Genomic DNA, 22468 nt, shown 5'->3' on the forward strand with positions numbered 1-22468 from the left:
CTGTCGCTTTCAGCGACATCTCCCCCTCAAGGGGGGAGATCAGCAGTTTCCGCGCTTCGCACTACTCCCCCTTTTTCCAGGGCAGGCTCCAGCGCACCTTCTCCAGCGTCGCCTTTGCCTCGGCCGAGTCCGGATCGGGCTCTGTCTCGCGATAATGCGCCGAGCCCTCAGGCGGGTAGGCAAGTGTGTTGTTGAGGGCGAATTTGTCGATCTGGCTGAAGTCGGGGAAAGGCAGGTTTTCCGTCTCGCGCCAATCGCTGACCCTTTTCTCCGCGGCGATGCGTTTTTCGTCGTCGACCGGAAGGTCGGTGGCTCTGTATTCCAGTGACGAAGGGAAGGCGAACTGCGCGCCGGCATCATCCATGATGTTGATCATGGACAGCAGGATGTCCTCGCGGATGGCTTGGAACTCGGCCACGTCGGCGGTTTTGACGTAGGTGAACACGTCGATGTCGAGCGAATAGGCGCCGAAGCCGGCAAAGCGCACGCGGCACGGCTCATCGATGACGCGCGGATGGGCAATCAGCAGCTTGCGCAGCTCGGCCAGGACGTAACGTAGCTGATCGGGCGTCGTTTCGTAGCGCAGCTGCAGCGTCGTCGCGAACCGGGTGCGATCGCGATGCGCGTAGTTCTCGATCTGCATGCCGGCGAAATCCGAGTTTGGCACCGAGATGATCGTGCGGTCGAGCGACCGGATGCGGGTGGAGCGCATGCCGATATGCTCGATCGTGCCGGACTGGTCGCCGAACTTGCAGAAGTCGCCGACGCTGACCGGCCGATCGGCATAGAGCGTCAGGCCGGAGAGGAAGTTCTGCAGCGTCGGCTGCGCCGCCAGCGCCACCGCCAGACCGCCGATGCCGAGACCGGCAATGACGCCTTCGTAGGGGATGGCGAGCACTTCGGCCAGCAGCAGGAAGGCGACGACCAGCACGGCGACGCGCGCCACGCCGGTGGACAGCGAAATCAGCGTGTCGTGATAGCCGGGCACCTGCCACAGTCCACGGTAATGGTCGGCGACCTTGCCGATCAGGTGCCAGACCACCGGCACGGCGCCAATCACGACCAGGCTCCAGGCGATTGCCTTGACCGGGGCGGCGACCACTTGCGGCAGGCCGAGCGGGCGCAGCGTCAACAGCAGGAAGAAGCCAAGCACGATCGAGCGCACCGCCCATTCGACAATGCGGAAGAAGGCCGGGCTGTCCGTCCTTCGCACAAACAAGGAAATCAGCGCATTGGCGATGAAGCCGAAGACGATGCCGGCCAGTGCGGCAAGGCCGAGCATCGACCATTGCCAGCGCTCCATCGGGCCGGCGCGGGTAAGCAGGCCGGGGCTGATCTCGCGGGCGAGGCCACGGGCGATGAAGAACGGGTCGGTGCTGGCGAAGGCGGCGAATTCCGGCGCCACCGGCACGTCTTCGACATCGGCGTAGAGCGCGCGGATGTGGGCGAGCGTCTCGGGCGTGAACTGCCAGATCTTGCCCTTCTCAGTCTCGACCGGGCCGATGACGATGTTGCCGGCGGGATGCTCGAAATAGACGAAGGGGGTGTTGCTCTTCGGATCGTCGGGGATCTCCTGCCAATAGACGTAGCCGATGCGGTCGATGACCTTTTTGAGATAGCGCTCGAGCAGGAACGCCTCGTCGCCACGCACCGCCTGACTGTAGTTGCGCAGGTCGAGTGCCGCCTGGGCCGGGTCGCCGGCTTCGGTGAGGCCGCTCAACAGAACCTTGAACGTGTCGCGCGGCGAGGCGAGCCTGCTCGGATCGTCGACCATGTCGACGGCTTCGCCACGCGCTTCCTGGAATTCGGCGAGCTTTGCCTGGAGCTGGCCAAGTGGCGGCCCGACGATGAACCAGTCGCCATTCTTGCGGAGAAAAGTGACGGCGAAGGAGACCCTGGCGCCGTATTGCGGCAGCGTCGCCGTCACCTCGTCGCCGGAAATCGCATCATGCGGCAGGCTCCACAGACGGAACGTCGCGTTGTCGATGACGGTGAACAGAAGCTTGGTGTAATCGGGCATGTTGAGGCCGCCGCGGTCGGCCTCGGTGACGTCGACGAGACCCGCTGCCAGACCGGCAAGACCCATGCCGCCGCCGGTGGCGCGCGGCACATTGTCGGCGCCGCTCTCGTTCATCGTCTGCAGGAACGAGCGCATGGTGCTCATCGGGCTCGACTGGTCGACACGGACGTCCTCGACGGCGCTGACGCGCACACCTGTCCACCATTCGGCGGTGGCGGCATCGAAGCGGCCCATGAAGCTGCCGCCGTCAGGCGATTGGACGAAGGTGAAGGCGCCCTGGCGGTCGCCTTCGAACCAGTGGCCGACAAGCTTGTCGCCTTCGGCCTTGGCCTCGATACGGCCGTTATAAAGCGGGTACACGCCCTTTACGTCAGTGCCGGTCTGCTCGAACTTGATCTGGGCGCCGCCGCCGCGCCACTTCGTGTCCCACACGCCCGTCCAGTTGGCCGCGTCCTGGGCATGCGCCTGCGGCATGGCCGGCAGCAGGCCGGCAAGCGCGAGTGCGCCGATCAGCGCGACCGTCCGGATCAGCAAAAGCAGCAGCCGATCCTGTCCTGCCGCAAAAAAGGGGTTCATTCTGTTGCCCTTCTTCTTGCCGGCGATTCTGCTGGTCCGGCCAGAGAAGGTTATTCCGCTTGAAGATGAATATTCTGTTTCAGGCTGCGACTGCTATGCCGGTCAGTCATAGGTCAGATCCGTCGCCTTGCCGGCGAACACCCGGTAGGCAAAGAACGAATAGAAGATGATGATCGGCAGCACGACGACCGTCCCGACCAGGATGACGGCCAGGCTTTCGGGTGCCGAAGCAGCCTGCCAGATGGTCAGCCGGTCGGGCACCACGAAGGGGTAGAACGACCAGGCGAGGCCGGCAAAGCCGAGCGTGAAGATCGCGGCCAATGTCAGGAACGGGAGCAGCGCGTGGCGGTCGCCGGGTTTCGGCAGATGGAAGGTCTGGCGCCACAACCACAGGAACAGCACTGCCGACAGGGTCGGCAACGGCGACAAATAGAGCATGGCCGGCCAGACGAACCATTTGTCGAAGATGCGCGCGCTGGCAAAAGGCGTGGCCAGCGATACCGCGACCATGCCGAGCGCGGTCAGCACCAGCGCCGTGCGCAGCCACAGCACCGCCTTCTTCTGCAGATCGCCTTCGGTCTTATAGATGACCCAGGCCGCGCCCATCGCCGCGTAGGCCGCGGCAAGGCAGAGCGCCACCAGCGCGCCGAAAGCGACGCCGCCAGGGCCGACGTCGAGGCCGAGCACATAGACGCCGAGCATATAACCTTGCGCCAGCGACGCGATGACCGAGCCGAGGAAAAAGATGCGGTTCCAGCGGTGCTTCCTGCCGGCCGGCACCTTGGCGCGGAAATCAAATGCGACGCCGCGCAGGATCAAACCCACCAGCAGCACGAAGACCGGAATGTAGAGCGCCGTCAGAATGGTGCCGTGCGCCAATGGGAAGGCGACCAGCAGCAGGCCGACCGCCAGCACCAGCCAGGTCTCGTTGGCGTCCCAGAACGGGCCGATGGCGGCGATCATCGTATCCTGCTCGGTGTCTTCGGCTGCGGCGAACAGGATGCCGATGCCGAGATCGAAGCCGTCGAGGATGACGTAGATCAGGATAGCGAGGCCCATCAGCCCGGCGAAGATCAGAGGCAGCAGGGTCGGCCAGTCGACGCTCATGATGTTTCTCCTGGTTGCGCAACCGGCTGCGACAGCGGCCTGTTCATGACGCCCGGTAGCGGCGAGGTGTCACCATCCTTCGCCGCCTTCAATGCCAGATGTACCAACACGCCGAGATAGGCGATCAAGAGCAGCACGTAGAGGATGAGATAGACCGCGAGCGACAGCGCGACATGGCTGCCGGCGACCGGCCCGACAGCATCGGCGGTACGCAGCACGCCGGTGACCAGCCAGGGCTGGCGGCCGATCTCGGTGGTGTACCAGCCGGCCAGCGTCGCCAGCCAGCCGGACAGCGCCATCGGCACCATGACAAGCGCCAGCGGCTTGGGCAGGCCGTGGCGGCGCCTGAGGAAGAAGGCCGCCGACCAGGAGACGGCGAGCATCAGGAGGCCGGTGCCGACCATGATGCGAAAGCCCCAGAACACCGGAAATACCGGCGGATGGTTGCCGGCATAATCGTTCAGCCCCGGTACGATGCCGCCGGCGCTGTGCCTGAGGATGAGGCTGGCGCCATCGGGAATGGTGAGCTCGAACCTGTTCTCGCTCGCCGCTTCATCGGGAAACGCAAACAGCACCAGCGGCACGTTGGGACCGGTGTTCCAGTTGGCTTCCATGGCGGCGATCTTCTGCGGCTGGTGTTCCAGCGTGTTGAGGCCGTGCTGGTCGCCGGCAAAGATCTGGATGGGAATCAGGATAGCGGCGGTGAAGACGCCGGTGCGCAAGGCCTTCCACATCGATTCCGAGCGATCGCCGTAGAGATAGCGCAGCGCCGACAGGCCGGCGACCAGGAACGAGACGGTCAGCCCCGAAGCAAGCAGCATATGGACGAGCCGGTAGGGCATGGACGGATTGAAGACAACGGCCCACCAGTCGGTGGCGTGCGCTACACCATCGCGCATCTCGAAGCCGGCCGGCGTCTGCATCCACGAATTGAGTGCGATGATCCAGAAGGCGGACAAGGTGGTGCCGCCGGCCACCAGCACCGTCGCCAGTGTATGGACGCGGTTCGAGACACGGCGGAAGCCGAACAGCATGATGCCGAGGAACGCCGCCTCGAGGAAGAAGGCGGTCAGGATTTCGTAGGCCAGCAGCGGGCCGGCAATGTTGCCGACCGTCTCCATATAGCCCGGCCAGTTGGTGCCGAACTGAAAACTCATGGTGACGCCGGAAACCACGCCCATGGCGAAGGACAGCGCGAATACCTTAACCCAGGTGAAATAAGCGCGCATCCAGGCGGAATCGTTTGTCGCGTTGTAGCGGAGCTTGAAGAACAGCAGCACCCAGCCGAGCGCGATGGTGATCGCCGGGAACAGGATGTGGAACGAGATGTTCGCGCCGAACTGTATGCGCGACAGAATGAGCGGGTCCATGGCGGCTCCGGCTGCTGCTTGTTTGTTGAAGGATAGGCTTGATGCACCGGACGGTCAAAGCGGCGTCCCGCCGCGAGGCGGAACGCCGCAGTGCGGTTAATCTGCTTTGCGTGGAATTTGGCTGGACGACCGGGCAGGTGTTGCCTATTCCGGCGAACCTCGATGTCCAGAACTGTCAGGAGCGCCATTGACATCCGGATTTGCGAACCGACATTCAGCGGATTAAACCAACAACTCTGTTTCAAGCAGTCGTTTTCAGCCATGCAGCCGATCATCTCGATTTCCGGGGTCACCAAGACCTACGCCACCGGCTTCAAGGCGCTGAAGGAGATCAATCTCGACATCGTGCGCGGCGAGATCTTTGCGCTGCTCGGGCCGAATGGCGCCGGCAAGACAACGCTGATCTCGATCGTCTGCGGCATCGTCAACCGCTCGTCGGGTTCCGTCACCGTCGACGGCCATGACATCAACCGCGACTACCGCGCCGCGCGCAGTCTGATCGGGCTGGTGCCGCAGGAACTGACCATCGACGCCTTCGAGAGCGTGTGGGCGACGGTTAACTACAGCCGCGGCCTGTTCGGCAAGCCGGCGGACAAGGCGTTCGTCGAAAAGGTGCTGCGCGACCTGTCGCTCTGGGACAAGAAGGACGCCAAGGCGATCACGCTGTCCGGCGGCATGAAGCGCCGGCTGATGATTGCCAAGGCGCTGTCGCACGAGCCGCGCATCCTGTTCCTCGACGAACCGACGGCAGGCGTCGATGTCGAGTTGCGCCAGGACATGTGGGCGATGGTGCGCCGGCTGCGCGAAGACGGCGTCACCATCATCCTGACCACGCATTACATCGAAGAAGCCGAGGCGATGGCCGACCGCGTCGGCGTCATCAACCGCGGCGAGATCGTGCTGGTGGAGGACAAGGCCGAGCTGATGCGCAAGCTTGGCCGCAAACGGCTTGTGCTGGAACTGCGCAGTCCCCTGGCCACCGTTCCCGATGCTTTTTCGCACTACGCGCTGGAGCTTTCGCCGGATGGCGGACAGCTGACCTATACTTATGACAACCAGAGCGAACGGCCGGGCGTCGCCTCGCTGATCCGCGAGCTCGAGGCGGCCGGCATCCAGTTCCGCGACATCGATACCGAAAACAGCTCGCTCGAGGAGATCTTCGTCAATCTGGTGAGGAAACCGGCATGAACCTGCGCGCGGCCATGAATCTTCATGCGGTATGGGCGATCTATCGGGTGGAGATGGCGCGCGCCCTTCGCACTGTGCTGCAGAGCATCGTTTCGCCGGTGATTTCGACGTCGCTCTATTTCGTCGTCTTCGGTTCGGCCATCGGCTCGCGCATCACCGAGATCGACGGCATCAGCTACGGCGCCTTCATCGTACCGGGGCTGATCATGCTGTCGCTGCTGACGCAATCGATCTCCAACGCCTCTTTCGCCATCTATTTTCCGAAATTCGTCGGCTCGATCTACGAATTGCTGTCCGCGCCGGTGTCCTATCTGGAGATCGTCATCGCCTATGTCGGGGGCGCGGCGACAAAGTCGATCGTGCTTGGCCTGATCATCCTGGCGACGGCCTCGCTGTTCGTGCCGCTGACGATCGAGCATCCGTTCTGGATGCTCGCCTTCCTGGTGCTGACGGCGGTGACCTTCAGCCTGTTCGGCTTTATCATCGGCATCTGGGCGAAGAGCTTCGAGCAGCTGCAGCTGGTGCCGCTGCTGATCATCACGCCGCTGACCTTCCTCGGCGGCAGCTTCTATTCGATCAACATGCTGCCCGGCATCTGGCGCACGGTGACGCTGTTCAACCCGGTGGTCTACCTGGTCAGTGGGTTCCGCTGGAGCTTCTACGGCAAGTCCGACGTTTCGGTCGGCGTCAGCCTCGGCATGACGGTGGTCTTCCTGCTCATCTGCATAGCGATCGTCGCCTGGATCTTCAGGACCGGCTACCGGCTGCGCAACTGATCGAACGGGCCTCGTCCAGGCGAAGCAGCCTGATCGATCGACCTTTCCTTGCCGAAGGCGATAGGCCTGCGCCCGATGCCTGGAGCCCGCGCTTGAATGCCTCGATCTTGCTTTTCATGCATTGTTATATATCATGTTATCGATGTTCATGGGGATGAATTGGCCTATGGAAGACGTCATACGATCGCTTGGCTTTCTGTGCCTGGGCAGCAGGCTGAAGCGTATAGGCGAGCAACTGCAAGCGGAGGCGCAGCGCCTGCTCGACAGGCTGGATGTCCCGGTTCAGGCGAGCCAATACCCGCTGCTGGCCGCGCTCGACAGGCTGGGTCCGCTGTCGGTCGGGGAACTGGCGCAATCCCTTGGCATCGCGCAGCCAGGCGTAACGCGAAGCGTCTCGCTTCTGGCCGAATTGGGACTGCTCGAAGTCAGTCCGTCGACCGATGACCAGCGGCGCAGGATCGTCTCGCTTACTCGGGACGGGCGGCGGCTGGTCGATGTCGCAAAGCGCGACGTCTGGCCTTGCATCGAGAACGTGGTCGCGGATTTGTGCGCGGGTTTTTCGGGGCCGCTTCTTGAGCAGCTGGCTGCCATTGAGGACGGCCTCGCCGCTACCCCTCTCGACCGTCGTGTAAATAAGCCTGAGGGTGCCGCGCAATGAGACATCTGCTCGACCGCCCTATCTGGAGCGCGCTTCAGACGCGACATCGGGCCTTCGCGGAGGGTGACAACCTCGCCATGCGATATCGGCCGTCGATCGTCCCTTTCGCCGCCACTGGCGCAGACGACCCGGAAAGCCTGCTGGCGCTCGAAAAGCTTGTCTCCCCGGGCGAGAGTGTGATCCTGCTTCAAGCGGACGCGATTGCTCTGCCCACGGGGCTTTCCGCGACTTCGACCGCAGCCGGGGTTCAGATGATCGCCGAGCAGTCATTGCAGATCGTCTCCGACGCGCGCGTGCATCGTCTGACCCGAGACGATGCTGCTGAGATGCTCGCCCTGGCATTGCTCACCAAGCCTGGCCCATTCACGCTCGAAGCCTTGAGCCTGGGCGATTTTTGGGGTGTGAAGATCGAGGGCAGGCTTGCGGCAATGGCCGGCGAGCGCATGAAGCAACCTGGCTATACTGAACTCAGCGGGGTGTGCTCACATCCGGAATTTCGCGGCGGTGGTCTAGGAAAGCTGCTGTCCCTATTCGTGGCAAACCGGATAGTGGCGCGCGGCGAAGTTCCCTATCTCCACGCCTATGCCAGCAACGCCGCGGCCATAGCGTTATACGAGTCCATCGGCTTCAGGTTGCGAAGCACAATGAATGTGGCCGTGGTTCAGCGCAGCGAATGATTAGTCGGCGCATGATGCGCAGCATGGATGCATCCCGTATCGGAAGGAAGGATTTCGTACCGCCGAAATCCTTCCTTGAGACTGCAAGACCTGCTGCGTGTCAGACCGCGATCTTGCCGCCGCCTTGCCTGGTGATGGCAACGACCGCCGGGCGCACCGGCATGTCCGGCTTGAAGTCGGGCCAGCGCGTCGACAAATCCTCATAGTAGGACGGACGGCCGAAAGCCTCCCAGTCCTCGCCGCCGTCGCCCGGATGCTGGACCGCAACGAAGGCGGTCTGGTCGTCCGGCGCAAACAGGGGACCGCACATTTCGGCGCCGATCGGCACGCGGAAGAACAGCTTTGATGTCGCCCGTGCCGTCCCCTCCGTATCGACAGCCCACAGACCGTCGGTGCGGCCGGTGGCTTTCGGGCCTTGGCCGTCGGTGGCGACCCAGAGGCGGCCAGCCGAATCTACCGTGCAATTGTCCGGCATGCCGAACCAGCCATTGGCGGTGGTTGCGGTCGAGAAGGTGGCGCCGACGTCGGCCACAGCGGGATCGCCGCATTTCAGCAGGATTTCCCACCTGCCCTTTGTCGCGGTGAAATCACCGCCGTCCTCGACGATCTCGATGATGTGGCCAAAGGCATTTTCGGCACGCGGGTTGGCAGCGTCGACCTGGTCGGCCTTGCGCTTCGAATTGTTGGTCAGCATGACATAGACCTTGCCGTTGACGGCATTGGGCTGGATGTCTTCCGGGCGGTCCATCTTGGTGGCGCCGAGCAGGTCGGCGGCGCGGCGCGTCTCGATCAGCACGTCGGCCTGGCTGGCAAAGCCGTTCTCCGCCGTCAGCGGCCCTTGGCCGAAGACGATCGGCAGCCATTCGACCGAACCGTCGTCGGCAAACTTGGCGACATGCAAGGTGCCGTCGTCGAGCAAATCCATGTTGGCGGCGCGGTTGTCCGGATCGAACTTGCCTGTGGTGACGAACTTATAGACATAGTCGAAGCGCTCGTCGTCGCCGAGATAGAAGACGACATGGCCATCCTGGGCGACGATCGATTCGGCGCCCTCATGCTTGAAGCGGCCCATGGCGGTGCGCTTCCTCGGCACCGAAGTCGGATCCTGGACGTCGACCTCGACGATCCAGCCGAAGCGGTTCGGCTCGTTAGGCTCCTTGCCGATGTCGAAACGGTCGTAATGCGCTGCCCACTCATAGGCATCTTCGGGAATGCCGAGGCGCTTGTAATTGGCCGCCTCCTTATGCCCCTGCGGCAGCTCGCCCGAGAAATAGCCGTGGATGTTCTCCTCGGCCATGACATAGGTGCCCCACGGCGTGACGCCGCCGGCGCAATTGTTGATGGTGCCGATGACCTTCGTGCCGGTCGGATCGGCGCTGGTCTTGACGCGGTCGTGGCCGGCGACCGGGCCGGAGAGCGCGATCTCGGTGTTGGAGGTGATGCGGCGGTTGAGCTTGCCGTCGCGAACGACCTGCCATTTGCCTGATACCTTGCGTATCTCGACGATAGTGCCGCCATGCGCGGCCATCTCGACATCGACTTGCTCCTTGCTGAGGGGCGCCTGCTTGGCTTTGCCATCGACGATGGTGACGAGGCCCGGAAACATCAGGTGCGGATTGGTGTATTCGTGATTGACGACCAGCAGGCCGTGCTCGGCCGAGCCGTCGATCGGGATATAACCGACATAGTCGTTGTTGTAGCCGAATTGTCTGGCCTGGGCTTCCGCCGACTGTTTTGTCGGATCGAATCCCGGCGAATCGGCGAACAGCGGATCGCCCCAGCGCAGCAGCACGTCGGCGTCATAGCCAGGTGCGACGTGATGCTTGTCGTCGATGCCGGCCTCGAGCTCGTCGAAAGCGAAGGCGGAGCCTTCGGCGGCGCGGGCATTGTCGGTGGTGATCAGCGCCAGCGGGCTGACGGTAGCGGCTATGGCCGAGACGGCAAGCGAACCCTTGAGGAAGCCGCGGCGTGAGAACCGCGCGGCGATGATCTCACCCATGGTGCGGTTGTCGGTGGGATTGGCTCCTGGCCCATCGTTTTCCTCGAGCAGGCTGGTGCGGAAATGGGCGTCAGGGGTGCGATGTTCGGTCATAGGGCCTGCCTCTGGCTGGATGGATTGCTGGAGCGTGTTGCCTGGCCAATCCGGTATTACCGGCAGGTCACAGTTTGATGACATGCCGGCTAATTGCCACCTGCGATTTCGTATCCAACATCGGCCCCGCTTGACCGCGACCGGCGCTTCGGAAACAAGAGCTGCGGCAGGCGGTAGGGACCGCATCGGGAGGAACAAAAGTGAGTTTCTGGGGACTTGGGCAGCTCTGCGTTTCGACGGTGATCTTCCTGCTGGCGGCGATGGCCGCAAAACAGTGGGGGCTGGCGCCGAGCCTCGGCAAGATTGTGCTGACGTTGGCGCTCTATTCGCTGGGCAATCTGATCATGCTGAGGCTGATCCGTGAATTCGGCATGTCGGTGTCGTTCAGCCTGTCGGCGGTGATCCAGCTGGTGTCGGTGAATGTGGTGGCGCTGGTCTTCTTCGGCGAGCGCGTCAATGCCTTGCAGGCAACCGGCATCGTGCTTGCCATCGCAGCTGTGGCGCTGATCACGCTCGGGCCCTATCTGCAAAGGCTGTAACTGCGATCGGGCCGATGAAGAAGATTGCAAGCAGACTGCCCAACTGGCTGGAGTTCCCGGTTCTGCTGGCCGGGCTGGTCATTGCCGGCGGGCTGTGGGGGTTCGAGGAGCTGATGGAGCTGGCGCGGGCGACCACGCCGCATGCCTTCGACACCGAAATCCTGCTTGCCTTCCGCAAGGCCGGCCAGCCCGACAATCCGATCGGACCGGCGTGGCTGGAAGGGGCGATGCGCGACATCACCAGCCTCGGCAGCGCCAGCGTACTGCTGCTGATCACGGCAGCAATGATCGTCTATCTGCTTCTTATCCGCAGGCCAGGCGCGGCGCTTCTCATGTTCGTCGCGGTAGCGGGCGGCCAGCTCCTGTCAAGCGTGCTGAAATTCGATATCGACCGGCCGCGCCCCGATCTGGTCTCGCATCTCGCCGATGTGGCATCGCTTTCGTTTCCGAGCGGCCACGCCATGCTGTCGGCGGTGACGTATTTGACGCTGGGCAGCATGGCGGCGCGGGTTTTGCCCGGGCGCACAACGAAGATCTATGTACTCGGGCTGGCGGTGCTGACGACAGTGGTGGTCGGCATCAGCCGCATCTATCTCGGCGTCCACTGGCCGTCCGACGTATTGGCCGGCTGGTGCGCCGGCTTTGCCTGGGCGATGCTGTGCTGGCTTGCGGCACGGTTCCTGCAGCGATGGCTTGGGCGGGCCGACGGCACCTGACTCAAATCAGCCTGTTGATCAGGCCATGACCGCAGCCTGCCAGCAGGAAAACCATCGACAGCAAGGCTGTCGAGGTTGCCAACGCTTTGAATATCTTCACCCGCTCATCCTTTTGAAGTCGTGCCTGTGAAATCGGGATCGCAGTGGATGTCCCGCCAAACGATGCCGAGGTTTGTAGCATCACAGTGCATCGGCTGGCAAAGAGTGCTGCATGTTTGGAGGCAGACCATCAATCCTTGGTGCAGGAAGACGTCGCCGACCGCGCCAGCGCAGGAACTTCATCCTCGACTGTTCGGCGATGCCGTTCTTCGATTCAACGGCGGCCAATGTCATCGAGGGTGCGGCCCACAAGGCGAGCCGCGCCGGCGTTCGCTTCATTATATCAGGCGCTTCGCCGCAGATACGCCGCATGCTGATCAACCACGGCGTCAAGCGGCCGCTGGTGACTTATACCGCCTCGATCACGGATCGCGGGCGCAGCTGAAGAAAGCCGCGCCCGCCGCCTGAGCCGATGGCTGGCTTAGTCGAGGCCCAATGCCGCGATCTCGCCGTCGTTCATCAGCGGCACGAAGATTGTCGACTTGCCGTCGGTGCCGATGTCGGCGCTGCCCGGCTTGAACGTCGCAACCGCTTGCGGCGTGCCGCCGGCTTTGTAGCGGTAGAGCGTGCCGGTCATATACGCGGTGGCGTAGATGCTGCCGCCGATGGCAACGACGCCATCGAGGTTGGCAAATTTTTCCGCGCCGGGCAGTGGCGAAACGGCCTTGGTAGCAAGATCGACCGAGAGCAGGCCGCCCGGCTCCGCGGTGCTGAAGTCGGGCTTGATGCCCTTGCCCCAGGAAGCGACGATCAGCCGGCCGCCATCGGCGAAGATGCCATTCGGCGAAGCAAGCGCCGCATCCCTGACGAACAGTTCGGGCCGGTCGCCGTCGATGCGATAGATCGTATCGGCAAGCATATCCGTGACATAGATCTTGCCGGACGCGTCGGCGGTCACGTCGTTGAGGAAGACCGCGTTCGGCACGTCGATCGTCGATGTTAGCTTGCCGCTTGCGAGATCGACGACGCGCACATGGGTGAGGTCGGCGACGTAGAGTTTGCCGCCGACAATCGCCATGCCCTTGGGCGCGTCCATGCCGTCGGTCCAGTGTTGCGTGACTAGCTTGCCGTCCATCGACAGGATCGACAGATAGCCGTTGCCGTCGGCTTCGCCGGGATTGCCGACGATGTTCGAGACGACAACGCGCTGGCCGGCGGCGTCGAACAGCGCCGATTCAGGCTGCTCGAGGCCGCCGGTGCGCCAGAGTTCAGCGGCCTGAACTGCCGGCGCGGCCGCGATGCCGACCAGGGCGAGAAGTATCGAGATGAAGAGGCTCTTCATGGCTAGTCTCCTGTAATGGACTGGCGGAGAGCTAGGCCTTTCGATACTTTTCGGGAAGAGCTATCAGGACTAGTACCGAAGGCTGATACCAAATCGTGCAAAAGAGGTGCATCCCATGAACGGCCTGATCTTCGAAGCGCTGAAGCGGACGCTTAAGGCAAAGGGCATCACCTATCGCGTCCTTGCCGAGCGGATGGGTGTTTCCGAGCCGACGGTGAAGCGCATCTTCCACGAGCGCAACTGCAAGCTCGACCGGCTGATGGAGATCTGCACTGCCGCCGGCGTAGAGTTGGAGAACGTGCTCGGCTCTATGAACAGAGGACCAGGACCCGCCAACCAGATCGCGCCGGAGATCGAGCGCAAGCTCGCCGGGCGGCCGGCACTGCTGTTCGTCTTTGTCATGCTTTCCGAGAAATTCACGCCCGAAGGCATCATGCGCTCACAAGGGCTGAGCGAGGCTTCGATGTTCCTCTATCTGCGCGAGCTCGAGGAACTCGGCCTGGTCGCGCTCGGTCGCGGCCTGTCGGCAAGGCTGCTGATCGAGGCGCCGATCCAGTGGAATTTCGAGGGGCCATTGCGGCCGCTGTTCGAGACGACCAACAAGAATTTCATCGGCTGGGCCATCACCCATCTTGAGCGCGAGTCGACGTTCGTCAGCTTCTCCAGGCGGATGCGGCCGGAAACGGCGGAAATGGTCAGGCGCGAGGCGGAGGAATTGGCGGAGCGCGCCAAATTGCTTGCTCATCACGACCAGCACACGACGCCTGAAGACCGACTGGTCGGCTACAAATGGACGTTTGCGTTCGGCGCAACGCCGTTCCCGGTGATCATGCCGATCGGGCCGCATCCGCGCGACGCAGGCGCACGGACCGACGATCGAGTTGCGGCTGCCGCAAACGGACGACGTCTGCCGGCCTAGGTCAAAATGCAGAACGACCGAGTCCGGGCTGTTGGCGGCAGCCAGTCTGACTGAGCTTCTTACCCCTGAGTATCGGCCGCAAACACAAGATCGAGCCGCTATTCGGCGGTCTTGTTCGCCACCTTGTCATCCCAGACCATCTGCCGGTAGTCGAAGCCGTATTCCAGCGTCGGCTTGACAATACGGAAATAGGGCGACAGGTCGAAATCGCGCGGCGTGTAGAGCGAGTGATGGCGGATGTGCAGGATTTCCCTGCGCGAATAGCTCGACTGGGCCGAGGCACGGCCAGGCGCCCGGGTAATCTCCGGCAGGATCGGGTAGCGGATCAGGCCATACGCCTCGGCGATCAGCGACGAGCAGATGGCGCGCGTCGGGTCGCCGGAACCGAAAGCCAGCATGCGGCGGCGCCAGCGCACCGGCACCGGCGGCGTCGGCAAGAAGTAGCGCAGCATGTCGAATATGTTCTTGAGATCGTATCTGAGACCGAGCCTGCCGATCATGAACGCGACGACCGCTTCGCGGTCATCTGGAGCCAGGCCACTCGCACGGCAGATGCGGGTGTTGTAGCTGCGATAGCGCGACAGCGGCACGGCGATGCAGCCATCGCCGAGCGTGACCTCGATCAGGCGCCGCCGCTCCGATCCGTCCTCCGGCTCCGGTAATGCATCGCCGACATAGAAGGCGGCATGCGACCAGGTCGACTGGGTGAGGTATTTGATCGCCGCCGAGATCTTCTGGTTGCCTTCGATGAGCAGGATGTCGCCGGGCTCGAGCGTGCGGCGCAACGTTTCGGCGTCCGACGGCGTGTAAGGCTCGTAGCCGGACGATTCCTCCTGCAGCCGGCCGGCAAGCCAGCGGCCAAGTCGGTCCAGAAGCGTGTCGCCGGGCTCGGTCATGCCAGACGGCGATTACCACAGGGCGGCAAGTTAGACCATGATCAGCCCACGCCAGGCGTGCCGGCGTCTTCGTGCGCAACTGTGAGATCTTCGCGCGCCTTACGGGCGAACTTCCTCGTCGAGCGCTTCGGGCTGTCGCCGAAAAGCTCGGCCGCCTCGGCGAGACAGGTCTTTTTCAGGCTCTTTTCCGAACGCTTCAGCAGCTTGGCAAGCAACCGCGTCTCTTCAGCAGGACCGAGTGGCTGGTCCTCGGCATCGAGAAGCGCGCGCATGACGAACACATCGTGCAGCTCGCCGAGCCGCTCGCCCAATTCGTCGACGGCCCTGCGCCGCGTTTTGATCGGCGTCGGCCACAGCCGGCCGAGCAGCGACAGGTGCATGCCATGCGTCTTGGCCGCCTTGCGCAGGTCGTGAAAGTCATCGGCTTCGCCGCGCGAAGCCGCCTTGTCCAGCGCTTTCCTGGCACGGCGCAAAGTGGTGCGCGCGCCTTCGGCGAGCACGTCGGCAGCCTGCTCCGGCTTGTCGGGCAGAGCGAGCTTGTCGATCCGGGCGACACCTTCCTCGCAAGCGGAAATCGCCGCGCCTATCGCAGCATCGAGGCCTCCTCCGCCATGCAGTTCATGCTGGCGCGCGACGAGCCTGTCACGGACGGCACCGAGGCCATCGCCGGCACTTTGCTCGGGAAAGCTTGCCGCCAGCCGGTCGATTGTTTCGACCAGCGCGGTCGCCTCGCGCGGGCCGGCAAGCAGGGCCGCCACCTGGCGGTAGCACTGATTCTCCGTCACGCAGAATGTTTCGTCTCCGGAACGGACGAGGCGCAGCAAGGCGCGGACGTTCTTCAGCCGTTTGCGGCATTTGTGCAGCCCCGGTTCGGGCCTGTCACGCGCCGCGTTCAGATGGTCGATCACCTTGCCGATCTCCTCGGCGAGGATGCGCCTGACCTCTCCGGTCAGCGACATGCGCGGATCGATACGAAAGCTCATGCGACGATCTCCGGAATCCCCCCAAGGGCGAGCGACGCGTTGTAAAATCTCGGCTCGCCGGTGACTTCACGGCCGAGCCAATGTGGCAGCATTTCGTCCTGTATATCATCCGGCGTCTCGAGCTCGGCGATCACCAACCCCGCAAGCGTCCCGCCGAAGACATCGACTTCGTAGCGATAGCCGCGATGTTTAACATGGTGGCGTGTCTTCTCGATGACATGTCCGATGGCAAAGGCCTGCATCTCCTGCGCCTCCGCCAAAGGTACCGGATATTCGAATTCATCGCGCTCGCGTGCCTGGCTGCCGAACTTGAGCGTCAGCTTGGCGGCCGCATCGTTGCTGATGCGAACACGAACCGTACGGCTGGGTTCGGCGACAAGATAGAATTGACGGATATGAATGTCCGCCTCGACCATTGCCCGCCATTCCTCACCTGAGACCAGGAATTTACGCTCGATTTCCTTGCCCATGGCCAGGCACTAAAGCGCGCACGGCCAGAGTTGGCAAGCCGCTTGACCGCACTTGACTTTAATCATTCGATTGATTAAATTGTTGGCCATGATCAAATCGCCCAGCGCCAGCGGCCTTCCTCATGAGGCGCCCAAGACCGCCGCCGATATGACGCGGGCGGCACTTGTCCGCGCGGCGTTGAAACTGTTCGGACGGCAAGGTTTCGACGGCACCTCGACGCGCCAGATCGCGGCGGAGGCCAAGGCCAATATCGGCTCGATCGCCTATCATTTCGGCGGCAAGGAAGGGCTCCGCAACGCGGCGGCCGACTACATCGTCGACACCATCCAGACCGTTGCCGGCCAGGCGATCGGCAATCTGCAGGCGCCGGTCGCGGCATTGGCCGACACCGAGGCCGCGCGGGCACATTTAGCCGTCGCACTGGAGCGGATGGTCGCCTTCATCGCGGCAAGGCCGGAAGCCGGCGAGATTGTACAGTTCGTCCTGCGCGAGCTGTCGCATCCTACCGCGGCGCTCGACCGTATCTATGACGGCGTGTTCGAACCGGCGCATAACCGGCTCTGCCTGATCTGGGAACAGGCGACGGGCGAGCCGGCCGAGAGCGAGCGCACAAAACTCACCGTGTTCACGCTGATTGGCCAGGTCGTCTATTTCCGCATCGGCCGCGAGGCGGTTATGCGCCGCATGGGCTGGCGCGAGATCGGCAATGACGAGGCCGGAAAGATCGCGGCGGTGGTGACAGATAATCTCAGCGCGATTTTGGCTCGGCGCGATTTGGCTGTCCGGAAGGATCGTGGATCATGAGCCTGCTCTGTTCTTTGCCGCTTGCCGCCCAGCTTTTCAGCGCCTGCGCGCCGGGAGCACCGCTCGCCGTCGGCTACGTCGAGGGCGACTACGTCCTGCTCGCGCCGATCGAGGTGGCGCAGGTCGAGACGATTGCGGTCAAGCGCGGCGACCGCGTCGCGCCCGGCACGCCGGTGGTGACGCTGGAAAACGCCGACGCCAAGATCGCCATCGCACAAGCCGAGGCGGCCCTTGCGCAGGCCCAGGCGCAACTTGCCGACCTGCAGGTCGGCAAGCGGCCTGAAGAGATTGCGGTGCTCAAGGCGCAGCTCGACATGGCCAAGGCGCAAGCCGCCGACGCCAAACGCCGTTACATCCGCGCCAGCGATCTGTTCAAACGCGGCACCGGCACACAGGCCGACTACGACACGGCTTCCGCGACGCTGGAGACGGCCAACGCGCAGGTCGGCCAGGCGGAGGCCAATCTCGCCGTCGGCGGCCTGCCGGCACGGCCGGAGACGATCAAGGCCGCCGACAATCAGGTCAGGCAGGCGCAGTCGGCGCTGGAGCAAGCGCAATGGCGGCTGTCGAAGCGCGTGCTGACGGCGCCCTCGCCCGGCCGGGTCAACGATGTCATCCGCTATCCTGGCGACACGGCCGGGCCGACCGCGCCGGTCATCTCCATGCTGCCGGATGGCGCGGTGAAGCTCAGCGTCTATGTGCCGGAAAGCGCGTTCTCCTCGGTCGACGTCGGCACGCTGCTCAACGTCCATTGTGACGGCTGCGGATCGGGCGTGAAGGCTCGCGTCAGCTACGTGTCGCCGGATCCGGAATTCACGCCGCCGGTGATCTACTCGCTCGAGACCCGGCAAAAGCTGGTCTATCTGGTCGAAGCGCGGCCGGAGGGCGACGCCAGCGCATTGCAGCCCGGGCAGATCGTCGACGTCGATCTGGCGGACATCGGAAAATGAACGTCATCGACGTGCACGGCCTGGTCAAACGCTTCGGCGACAAGACCGTCGTCGATCATGTGACTATGGCTGTGGCCGAGGGCGAGATCGTCGGCTTCCTCGGGCCGAACGGCTCGGGTAAGACGACGACCATCCGCATCATGTGCGGCTTGCTGACGCCGGATGAGGGCGAAGGCACCGTTCTGGGCTTCGACATCCGCACCGACAGCCTGCGGATCAAACGCGAAGTCGGCTACATGACGCAGAGATTCTCGTTCTACGAAGATCTCACGATCGGCGAGAATCTCGAATTCGTGGCACGGCTCTACCGGCTGAAGCCGCTCGACGAGCACGTTGCTAAGACGCTTGAGGAGCTCGGCCTGACATCGCGCAGGAACCAGTTGGCCGGCACCCTGTCCGGCGGCTGGAAGCAGCGGCTGGCGCTGGCCGCCTGCATCATGCACAAGCCGAAACTGCTGCTGCTCGATGAACCGACGGCGGGCGTCGACCCGAAAGCGCGACGCGAATTCTGGGACGAGATCCACCGGCTGGCGAGCGGCGGCCTGACCGTGCTGGTCTCCACCCACTACATGGACGAAGCCGAGCGCTGCCACCGCATCAGCTACATCTCCTACGGCAAGATGCTGGCCACCGGCACGGTCGAGGACGTGGTGAGGAATGCCGGGCTGACCACCTTCGTCCTGCAAGGGCCGCGGCTCGATCAGGTCGCTGCCGCACTTCATGGCCGCCCCGGCGTCGACCAGGTGGCGCCGTTCGGCGCGACGCTGCATGTCGTCGGCTCCGACAGGACGGCACTTCAGGCAGCGCTCGCCGATGTCGAGAAAGAGCACGAGGGCGTTACGGTGACGCCCGGCGAGACCAGCCTGGAAGATGTGTTCATCCAGTTCATGTCCGGTTCGAAGGACAACATGGGATGAAAAATGGGATAGACAGCATCTTTTCGTTCGCCAGGCTAGGCGCGCTGCTGATCAAGGAGTTCATCCAGATGCGGCGCGACCGCATCACCTTCGCCATGATGCTCGGCGTACCGCTGATGCAGCTGGTGCTGTTCGGCTATGCCATCAACAACGATCCGAAGAGCCTGCCGGCAGCGCTGGTGACGATGAGCAGCGATCCTTACACGCGGGCCATGGTTTCGGCGCTGCAGACCACCGGCTATTACCGCTTCGACCATGTTGCGCAAAGTGCCGCCGAAGCCGAATTCCTGATGGCGCGCGGCGACGTCGCCTTCGTCGTCACCATTCCCGCCGATTTTGCCCGACGGGTCGAGCGCGGCGACAGCCCGCAGATTCTGATCGAGGCGGATGCGACCGACCCGGCCGTCGCCAGCGGCGCCATCTCGACGCTCGGCACCGTCGCCAATCAGGCGCTGCTCAGGGCACGCGGTATGCAGGAGACGGCGGCCGAAGCTGCCCGGGGCCAGCTCCAGGTGGTGGTGCACCGGCGCTACAATCCGGAAGCCGTCTCACAATACAACATCGTGCCCGGCCTGCTCGGCGTCATCCTGCAGATGACGATGGTGATGATGACCTCGATCGCGCTGACGCGCGAGACCGAGCGCGGCACGATGGAGAACCTTCTGGCGATGCCGTCCAGCCCGCTCGAGATAATGCTGGGCAAGGTGCTGCCCTATCTGGCGGTCGGCGCCGTGCAGGTACTGGTGGTGTTGGCAGCCTCGAAGCTTCTGTTTGCCATCCCCTTCACCGGGTCGATGTCGCTGCTGTTGACGGCGGTCCTTATCTTCGTCTTGGCGCTGGTGCTGCTCGGCTACACGATCTCGACGATCGCCCGCACGCAAATGCAGGCCCTGCAGCTCACTTTCTTCTTCTTCTTGCCGTCGATCATGCTGTCCGGCTTCATGTTTCCCTATCGCGGCATGCCGGACTGGGCGCAGATTTTCGGCGAGGTGCTGCCGCTGACGCATTTCCTGCGCATCATCCGCGCGGTGATGCTGAAGGGCGCCGAGCTGCCGGCGGTGGCAACGGAAATCGGCTGGCTGGTGGTGTTCGTGGCGCTGTTCGCCGGTATTGCGCTGGTGCGGTTCCGCCGGACGCTGGATTAGGGTCGAACTCGATCCGCTTGTGCAAATGATCGAGATTTACACGGACTTGGCCTGGCCCGGGACCGGTGTCAATTCAGGCGCATTGAGCCCTTCGAAGGGATCGCGCCAGGCGTCGATTTCTTCGAGTTTAAGATACCAGCGACTGACAGAGGGATAGTCATCGAGCGGCAATCGGGCGACATCGTTGAAGGGCAGAAACGTCGCCATTCGAAAGTCGGCATAGGAAACCGAAGCGCCGACCAGCCATTCTCGCTCAGAAAGCTCGGCATCAAGTATGGCAGCGGCCGTGCGGAAGTCGCTCAGGCCCTCCTCAACCCGCGCCTGATCGATCGGGCCGAGCCCATAGCGCTGTTTGGTCCCGCGTTCGAAATGCACGACATCGCAGGCTCTTGCGAAGTTCTCTTTCCCCCAACTCAGCCATCGGATCATCTCGGGCTCGTCGTCGCCAGCGCGCCAGAAATCCGAATGCATATCGCGCGAAAGCCGACAGGCTATGGCGTCGGCCTCCCAGAGGCTTTTTCCCGAACCTATAAGGATGGGCAATGAAAGATTTGGATTGAGCGGCCGAAATCGCTCGGCCTGGCCCGGAGCGAAGGGAGAGGCGAATTCAAACTCGACCTTGGCGTTGAGATACCGTGCCACCGCGACCGCGAGGCGAGGATTGGGATTGCGGCTGAAGAACAGTTTCATTGATCTCAGTCTTTGAAGGGTACCGGTTCGACCGGGTGCAACGGAGGCTCGAGCGCCTCGAACCGGCACATGAGCTGGAGCTGGTTGCTATCCTAGCCGGCAGCAATGATCTCGGCATAGGTGCTGAGATCGACATTGCCGCCGGAGAGCACCACGGCAATGGATTTCCCGGCAAGGTCGATCTCGCCTGACGACAGCGCGGCCAAGCCGACGCAACCGCCGGGTTCGACGACCAGCTTCAAGCAAGCCATCGCATCGCGCATCGCCTGTGCCACCGCCTTGTCGGAAACGGCGATGGCGCCCGCGAGATTCTTGCGGTTGATTTCGAAAGTGATGGCGCCCGGCTCGGCGACGAGTAGGGCATCGCAGATCGAGGTGTGGCCGGGCGCGTTCGACACCCTGGCGCCTTTGATCAGCGAGCGGCGTGTGTCGTCGAAATGCTCAGGTTCCACGGCCCAGACGGCGGTGCCCGGCGAGGCGTCCTTGACCGCGATCGAAATGCCGCTGCTCAACCCGCCGCCGCCGCAGGGAACCACTACCGCATCGAGGCTGACGCCAAGCGCTCTTGCTTGGCGCATCAATTCGAGGCCGATCGTGCCCTGGCCGGCGATGATGGCCGGATCGTCGTAGGGCGGCACCAGGACCATGCCCTTTTCCACGTAAGAACGGACGACGGCAGTGCGATCGTCGCGGACCCGGTCGAAGGTGATCACTTCCGCGCCCATCTTCCTGACATTGCCGACTTTCATCGCCGGCGCATCGGCGGGCATGGCGATGACGGCCTTGACGCCGAACATCGCCGCTGCGGCGGCAACGCCTTGCGCGTGATTACCCGACGAGAAGGCGACGACGCCGCGGGCGCGTTCTTCCGCCGAGAGCGAGGAGAGCTTGTTGTATGCACCGCGGAACTTGAACGAGCCGGTGCGCTGCAACGTCTCCGGCTTGAACAGGATCCTGGCGCCGGAGCGATTGTTCAACTCCGGCGATTCGATCAGCGGCGTTTCGACGATCAGTCCGGACAATCGCGCTGCTGCACTGTGAATATCGGCGATGCCGGGAGGGGTGATCATGGCTGGGTCCTGCAAGAGATGAGACTGCCTATGTGCACGGAAAGGGAAGCCGCGCACCAATGAAAAAATGTGACCGTTACAATTCGACTTGGAAGCAGGAGTGGGCGTGACTGTCACCCACCTCTCCTCCGCCCTCCGCCATGCTTCGTCATTTCGACAAATCGCTGCCGATTTACCGGCATTGCCGGCCGCCCCTCACCCCAACAGCGTCTTTTGCCGTTTGGGGCCGCCGATCTTGCGCCAGGTGTTGAAGCGATGGGTGGCAGCGGCGAAGGAGATCTTCATCTGCTGAGCAACCGAATAGCGCGACTTTCCCTCGTCGAACAGGCGATAGCAGCACTCGACGCCCTCCTCGGTCAACTTGCCGTCGGGAGCCTTGTTATGCGGATTGGCGGGATCAAATTTTTCGACCTGCTGCTCGACCAACCCTTTCAGGCGCTGCAAGTCCGCCTCGATGTTAGCGATCAGGTCGAGAACCGGCTTGGGGTCAAACGGCTGCTGTTTTTCCAGCATCTGCGGTTCC

At 63.2% G+C, this 22468-nt stretch carries 23 protein-coding genes and 1 pseudogene; 13 read left to right on the forward strand and 11 right to left on the reverse strand.

Annotated features, from left to right (window positions below; genetic code table 11):
- Nucleotides 1–61: 61 nt before the first annotated feature.
- The 3 genes from NKH93_RS20275 to NKH93_RS20285 all read right to left on the reverse strand — a co-directional run bounded on the left by NKH93_RS20275 (nucleotide 62) and on the right by NKH93_RS20285 (nucleotide 5073).
- Nucleotides 62–2596, reverse strand: a complete 2535-nt coding sequence (locus NKH93_RS20275; protein ID WP_352971628.1) for a mechanosensitive ion channel family protein — start codon at nucleotides 2594–2596, stop codon at nucleotides 62–64.
- 102 nt (nucleotides 2597–2698) lie between these two features.
- Complete coding sequence (locus NKH93_RS20280) at nucleotides 2699–3703, reverse strand: cytochrome d ubiquinol oxidase subunit II (RefSeq protein WP_352971631.1); 1005 nt, start codon at nucleotides 3701–3703, stop codon at nucleotides 2699–2701.
- Nucleotides 3700–5073 (reverse strand): cytochrome ubiquinol oxidase subunit I, encoded by a 1374-nt coding sequence (locus tag NKH93_RS20285; protein WP_352971634.1) that lies wholly within the window; start codon nucleotides 5071–5073, stop codon nucleotides 3700–3702. The genes NKH93_RS20280 and NKH93_RS20285 overlap by 4 nt, the downstream gene beginning before the upstream one ends.
- A gap of 41 nt (nucleotides 5074–5114) precedes the next feature.
- On the opposite strand from NKH93_RS20285, the gene NKH93_RS20290 reads away from it, so the two are divergent.
- The 5 genes from NKH93_RS20290 (at nucleotide 5115) to NKH93_RS20310 (ending at nucleotide 8372) form a co-directional block, all read left to right on the forward strand.
- Nucleotides 5115–5264: a hypothetical protein gene (locus NKH93_RS20290; RefSeq protein ID WP_352971637.1), complete on the forward strand. Its 150-nt coding sequence runs from the start codon at nucleotides 5115–5117 to the stop codon at nucleotides 5262–5264.
- Between the two features lie 70 nt (nucleotides 5265–5334).
- Nucleotides 5335–6261, forward strand: a complete 927-nt coding sequence (locus NKH93_RS20295) for an ABC transporter ATP-binding protein (RefSeq protein WP_352472842.1) — start codon at nucleotides 5335–5337, stop codon at nucleotides 6259–6261.
- 14 nt (nucleotides 6262–6275) lie between these two features.
- Nucleotides 6276–7037 (forward strand): ABC transporter permease, encoded by a 762-nt coding sequence (locus tag NKH93_RS20300; RefSeq protein WP_352451914.1) that lies wholly within the window; start codon nucleotides 6276–6278, stop codon nucleotides 7035–7037.
- A 166-nt stretch (nucleotides 7038–7203) separates the two neighbouring features.
- Nucleotides 7204–7695 (forward strand): MarR family winged helix-turn-helix transcriptional regulator, encoded by a 492-nt coding sequence (locus NKH93_RS20305; RefSeq protein WP_352903333.1) that lies wholly within the window; start codon nucleotides 7204–7206, stop codon nucleotides 7693–7695.
- On the forward strand, nucleotides 7692–8372 hold the full coding sequence (locus NKH93_RS20310; protein ID WP_352971640.1) for a GNAT family N-acetyltransferase: 681 nt from the start codon (nucleotides 7692–7694) through the stop codon (nucleotides 8370–8372). Before NKH93_RS20305 ends, NKH93_RS20310 begins: the two co-directional genes overlap by 4 nt.
- Nucleotides 8373–8472: 100 nt before the next feature.
- On the opposite strand, the gene NKH93_RS20315 is transcribed toward NKH93_RS20310, so the two are convergent.
- Complete coding sequence (locus NKH93_RS20315; protein ID WP_352971643.1) at nucleotides 8473–10464, reverse strand: PhoX family protein; 1992 nt, start codon at nucleotides 10462–10464, stop codon at nucleotides 8473–8475.
- 200 nt (nucleotides 10465–10664) lie between these two features.
- Here NKH93_RS20315 and NKH93_RS20320 point away from each other — a divergent pair, with 200 nt between their 5' ends.
- The 3 genes and pseudogenes from NKH93_RS20320 to NKH93_RS20330 all read left to right on the forward strand — a co-directional run.
- Nucleotides 10665–11003: a hypothetical protein gene (locus NKH93_RS20320; RefSeq protein ID WP_023679017.1), complete on the forward strand. Its 339-nt coding sequence runs from the start codon at nucleotides 10665–10667 to the stop codon at nucleotides 11001–11003.
- A gap of 14 nt (nucleotides 11004–11017) precedes the next feature.
- Nucleotides 11018–11719: a phosphatase PAP2 family protein gene (locus NKH93_RS20325; RefSeq protein WP_352451848.1), complete on the forward strand. Its 702-nt coding sequence runs from the start codon at nucleotides 11018–11020 to the stop codon at nucleotides 11717–11719.
- A 259-nt stretch (nucleotides 11720–11978) separates the two neighbouring features.
- Nucleotides 11979–12203, forward strand: a pseudogene (locus NKH93_RS20330) (sodium-independent anion transporter); the annotation flags it as partial.
- Nucleotides 12204–12239: 36 nt separating this feature from the next.
- Here NKH93_RS20330 and NKH93_RS20335 read toward each other — a convergent pair.
- Nucleotides 12240–13100 carry an SMP-30/gluconolactonase/LRE family protein gene (locus NKH93_RS20335; protein ID WP_352971646.1) on the reverse strand — a complete coding sequence of 287 codons (861 nt, stop codon included), beginning with the start codon at nucleotides 13098–13100 and terminating at the stop codon, nucleotides 12240–12242.
- Between the two features lie 115 nt (nucleotides 13101–13215).
- On the opposite strand from NKH93_RS20335, the gene NKH93_RS20340 reads away from it, so the two are divergent.
- Complete coding sequence (locus tag NKH93_RS20340) at nucleotides 13216–14019, forward strand: helix-turn-helix domain-containing protein (RefSeq protein ID WP_352451850.1); 804 nt, start codon at nucleotides 13216–13218, stop codon at nucleotides 14017–14019.
- Between the two features lie 98 nt (nucleotides 14020–14117).
- Here NKH93_RS20340 and NKH93_RS20345 read toward each other — a convergent pair whose 3' ends face one another.
- From NKH93_RS20345 to NKH93_RS20355, 3 genes are read right to left on the reverse strand one after another with little or no spacing between them, the layout of a single operon-like run.
- Nucleotides 14118–14915, reverse strand: coding sequence for a C40 family peptidase (locus tag NKH93_RS20345; protein WP_352771408.1), 798 nt, complete (start codon nucleotides 14913–14915; stop codon nucleotides 14118–14120).
- 41 nt (nucleotides 14916–14956) lie between these two features.
- A complete protein-coding gene (locus NKH93_RS20350; protein WP_352502682.1) occupies nucleotides 14957–15898 on the reverse strand; it encodes a CHAD domain-containing protein in 942 nt (313 codons plus the stop codon).
- Nucleotides 15895–16368, reverse strand: coding sequence for a CYTH domain-containing protein (locus NKH93_RS20355; protein WP_352473606.1), 474 nt, complete (start codon nucleotides 16366–16368; stop codon nucleotides 15895–15897). Before NKH93_RS20355 ends, NKH93_RS20350 begins: the two co-directional genes overlap by 4 nt.
- An 88-nt stretch (nucleotides 16369–16456) precedes the next feature.
- Here NKH93_RS20355 and NKH93_RS20360 point away from each other — a divergent pair, with 88 nt between their 5' ends.
- The 4 genes from NKH93_RS20360 to NKH93_RS20375 are packed head-to-tail and all read left to right on the forward strand — an operon-like array spanning nucleotide 16457 to nucleotide 20185.
- Nucleotides 16457–17173 (forward strand): CerR family C-terminal domain-containing protein, encoded by a 717-nt coding sequence (locus NKH93_RS20360; RefSeq protein WP_352817952.1) that lies wholly within the window; start codon nucleotides 16457–16459, stop codon nucleotides 17171–17173.
- A complete protein-coding gene (locus NKH93_RS20365; protein WP_352817890.1) occupies nucleotides 17170–18123 on the forward strand; it encodes an HlyD family secretion protein in 954 nt (317 codons plus the stop codon). Before NKH93_RS20360 ends, NKH93_RS20365 begins: the two co-directional genes overlap by 4 nt.
- A complete protein-coding gene (locus NKH93_RS20370; protein WP_023679007.1) occupies nucleotides 18120–19040 on the forward strand; it encodes an ABC transporter ATP-binding protein in 921 nt (306 codons plus the stop codon). Before NKH93_RS20365 ends, NKH93_RS20370 begins: the two co-directional genes overlap by 4 nt.
- 8 nt (nucleotides 19041–19048) lie before the next feature.
- Nucleotides 19049–20185 carry an ABC transporter permease gene (locus tag NKH93_RS20375; protein ID WP_352473617.1) on the forward strand — a complete coding sequence of 379 codons (1137 nt, stop codon included), beginning with the start codon at nucleotides 19049–19051 and terminating at the stop codon, nucleotides 20183–20185.
- A 36-nt stretch (nucleotides 20186–20221) separates the two neighbouring features.
- On the opposite strand, the gene NKH93_RS20380 is transcribed toward NKH93_RS20375, so the two are convergent.
- From NKH93_RS20380 to NKH93_RS20390, 3 genes are all read right to left on the reverse strand, one after another.
- Nucleotides 20222–20875, reverse strand: coding sequence for a glutathione S-transferase family protein (locus tag NKH93_RS20380; RefSeq protein WP_352817888.1), 654 nt, complete (start codon nucleotides 20873–20875; stop codon nucleotides 20222–20224).
- A 92-nt stretch (nucleotides 20876–20967) separates the two neighbouring features.
- On the reverse strand, nucleotides 20968–21945 hold the full coding sequence (locus tag NKH93_RS20385; RefSeq protein WP_352971651.1) for a threonine/serine dehydratase family protein: 978 nt from the start codon (nucleotides 21943–21945) through the stop codon (nucleotides 20968–20970).
- Between the two features lie 195 nt (nucleotides 21946–22140).
- Nucleotides 22141–22458, reverse strand: a complete 318-nt coding sequence (locus NKH93_RS20390) for a hypothetical protein (protein WP_352451855.1) — start codon at nucleotides 22456–22458, stop codon at nucleotides 22141–22143.
- Nucleotides 22459–22468 lie beyond the last annotated feature (10 nt).

The sequence above is a fragment of the Mesorhizobium sp. M0954 genome (assembly GCF_040319155.1).
In the GTDB taxonomy this organism is placed as follows: Bacteria; Pseudomonadota; Alphaproteobacteria; order Rhizobiales; family Rhizobiaceae; genus Mesorhizobium.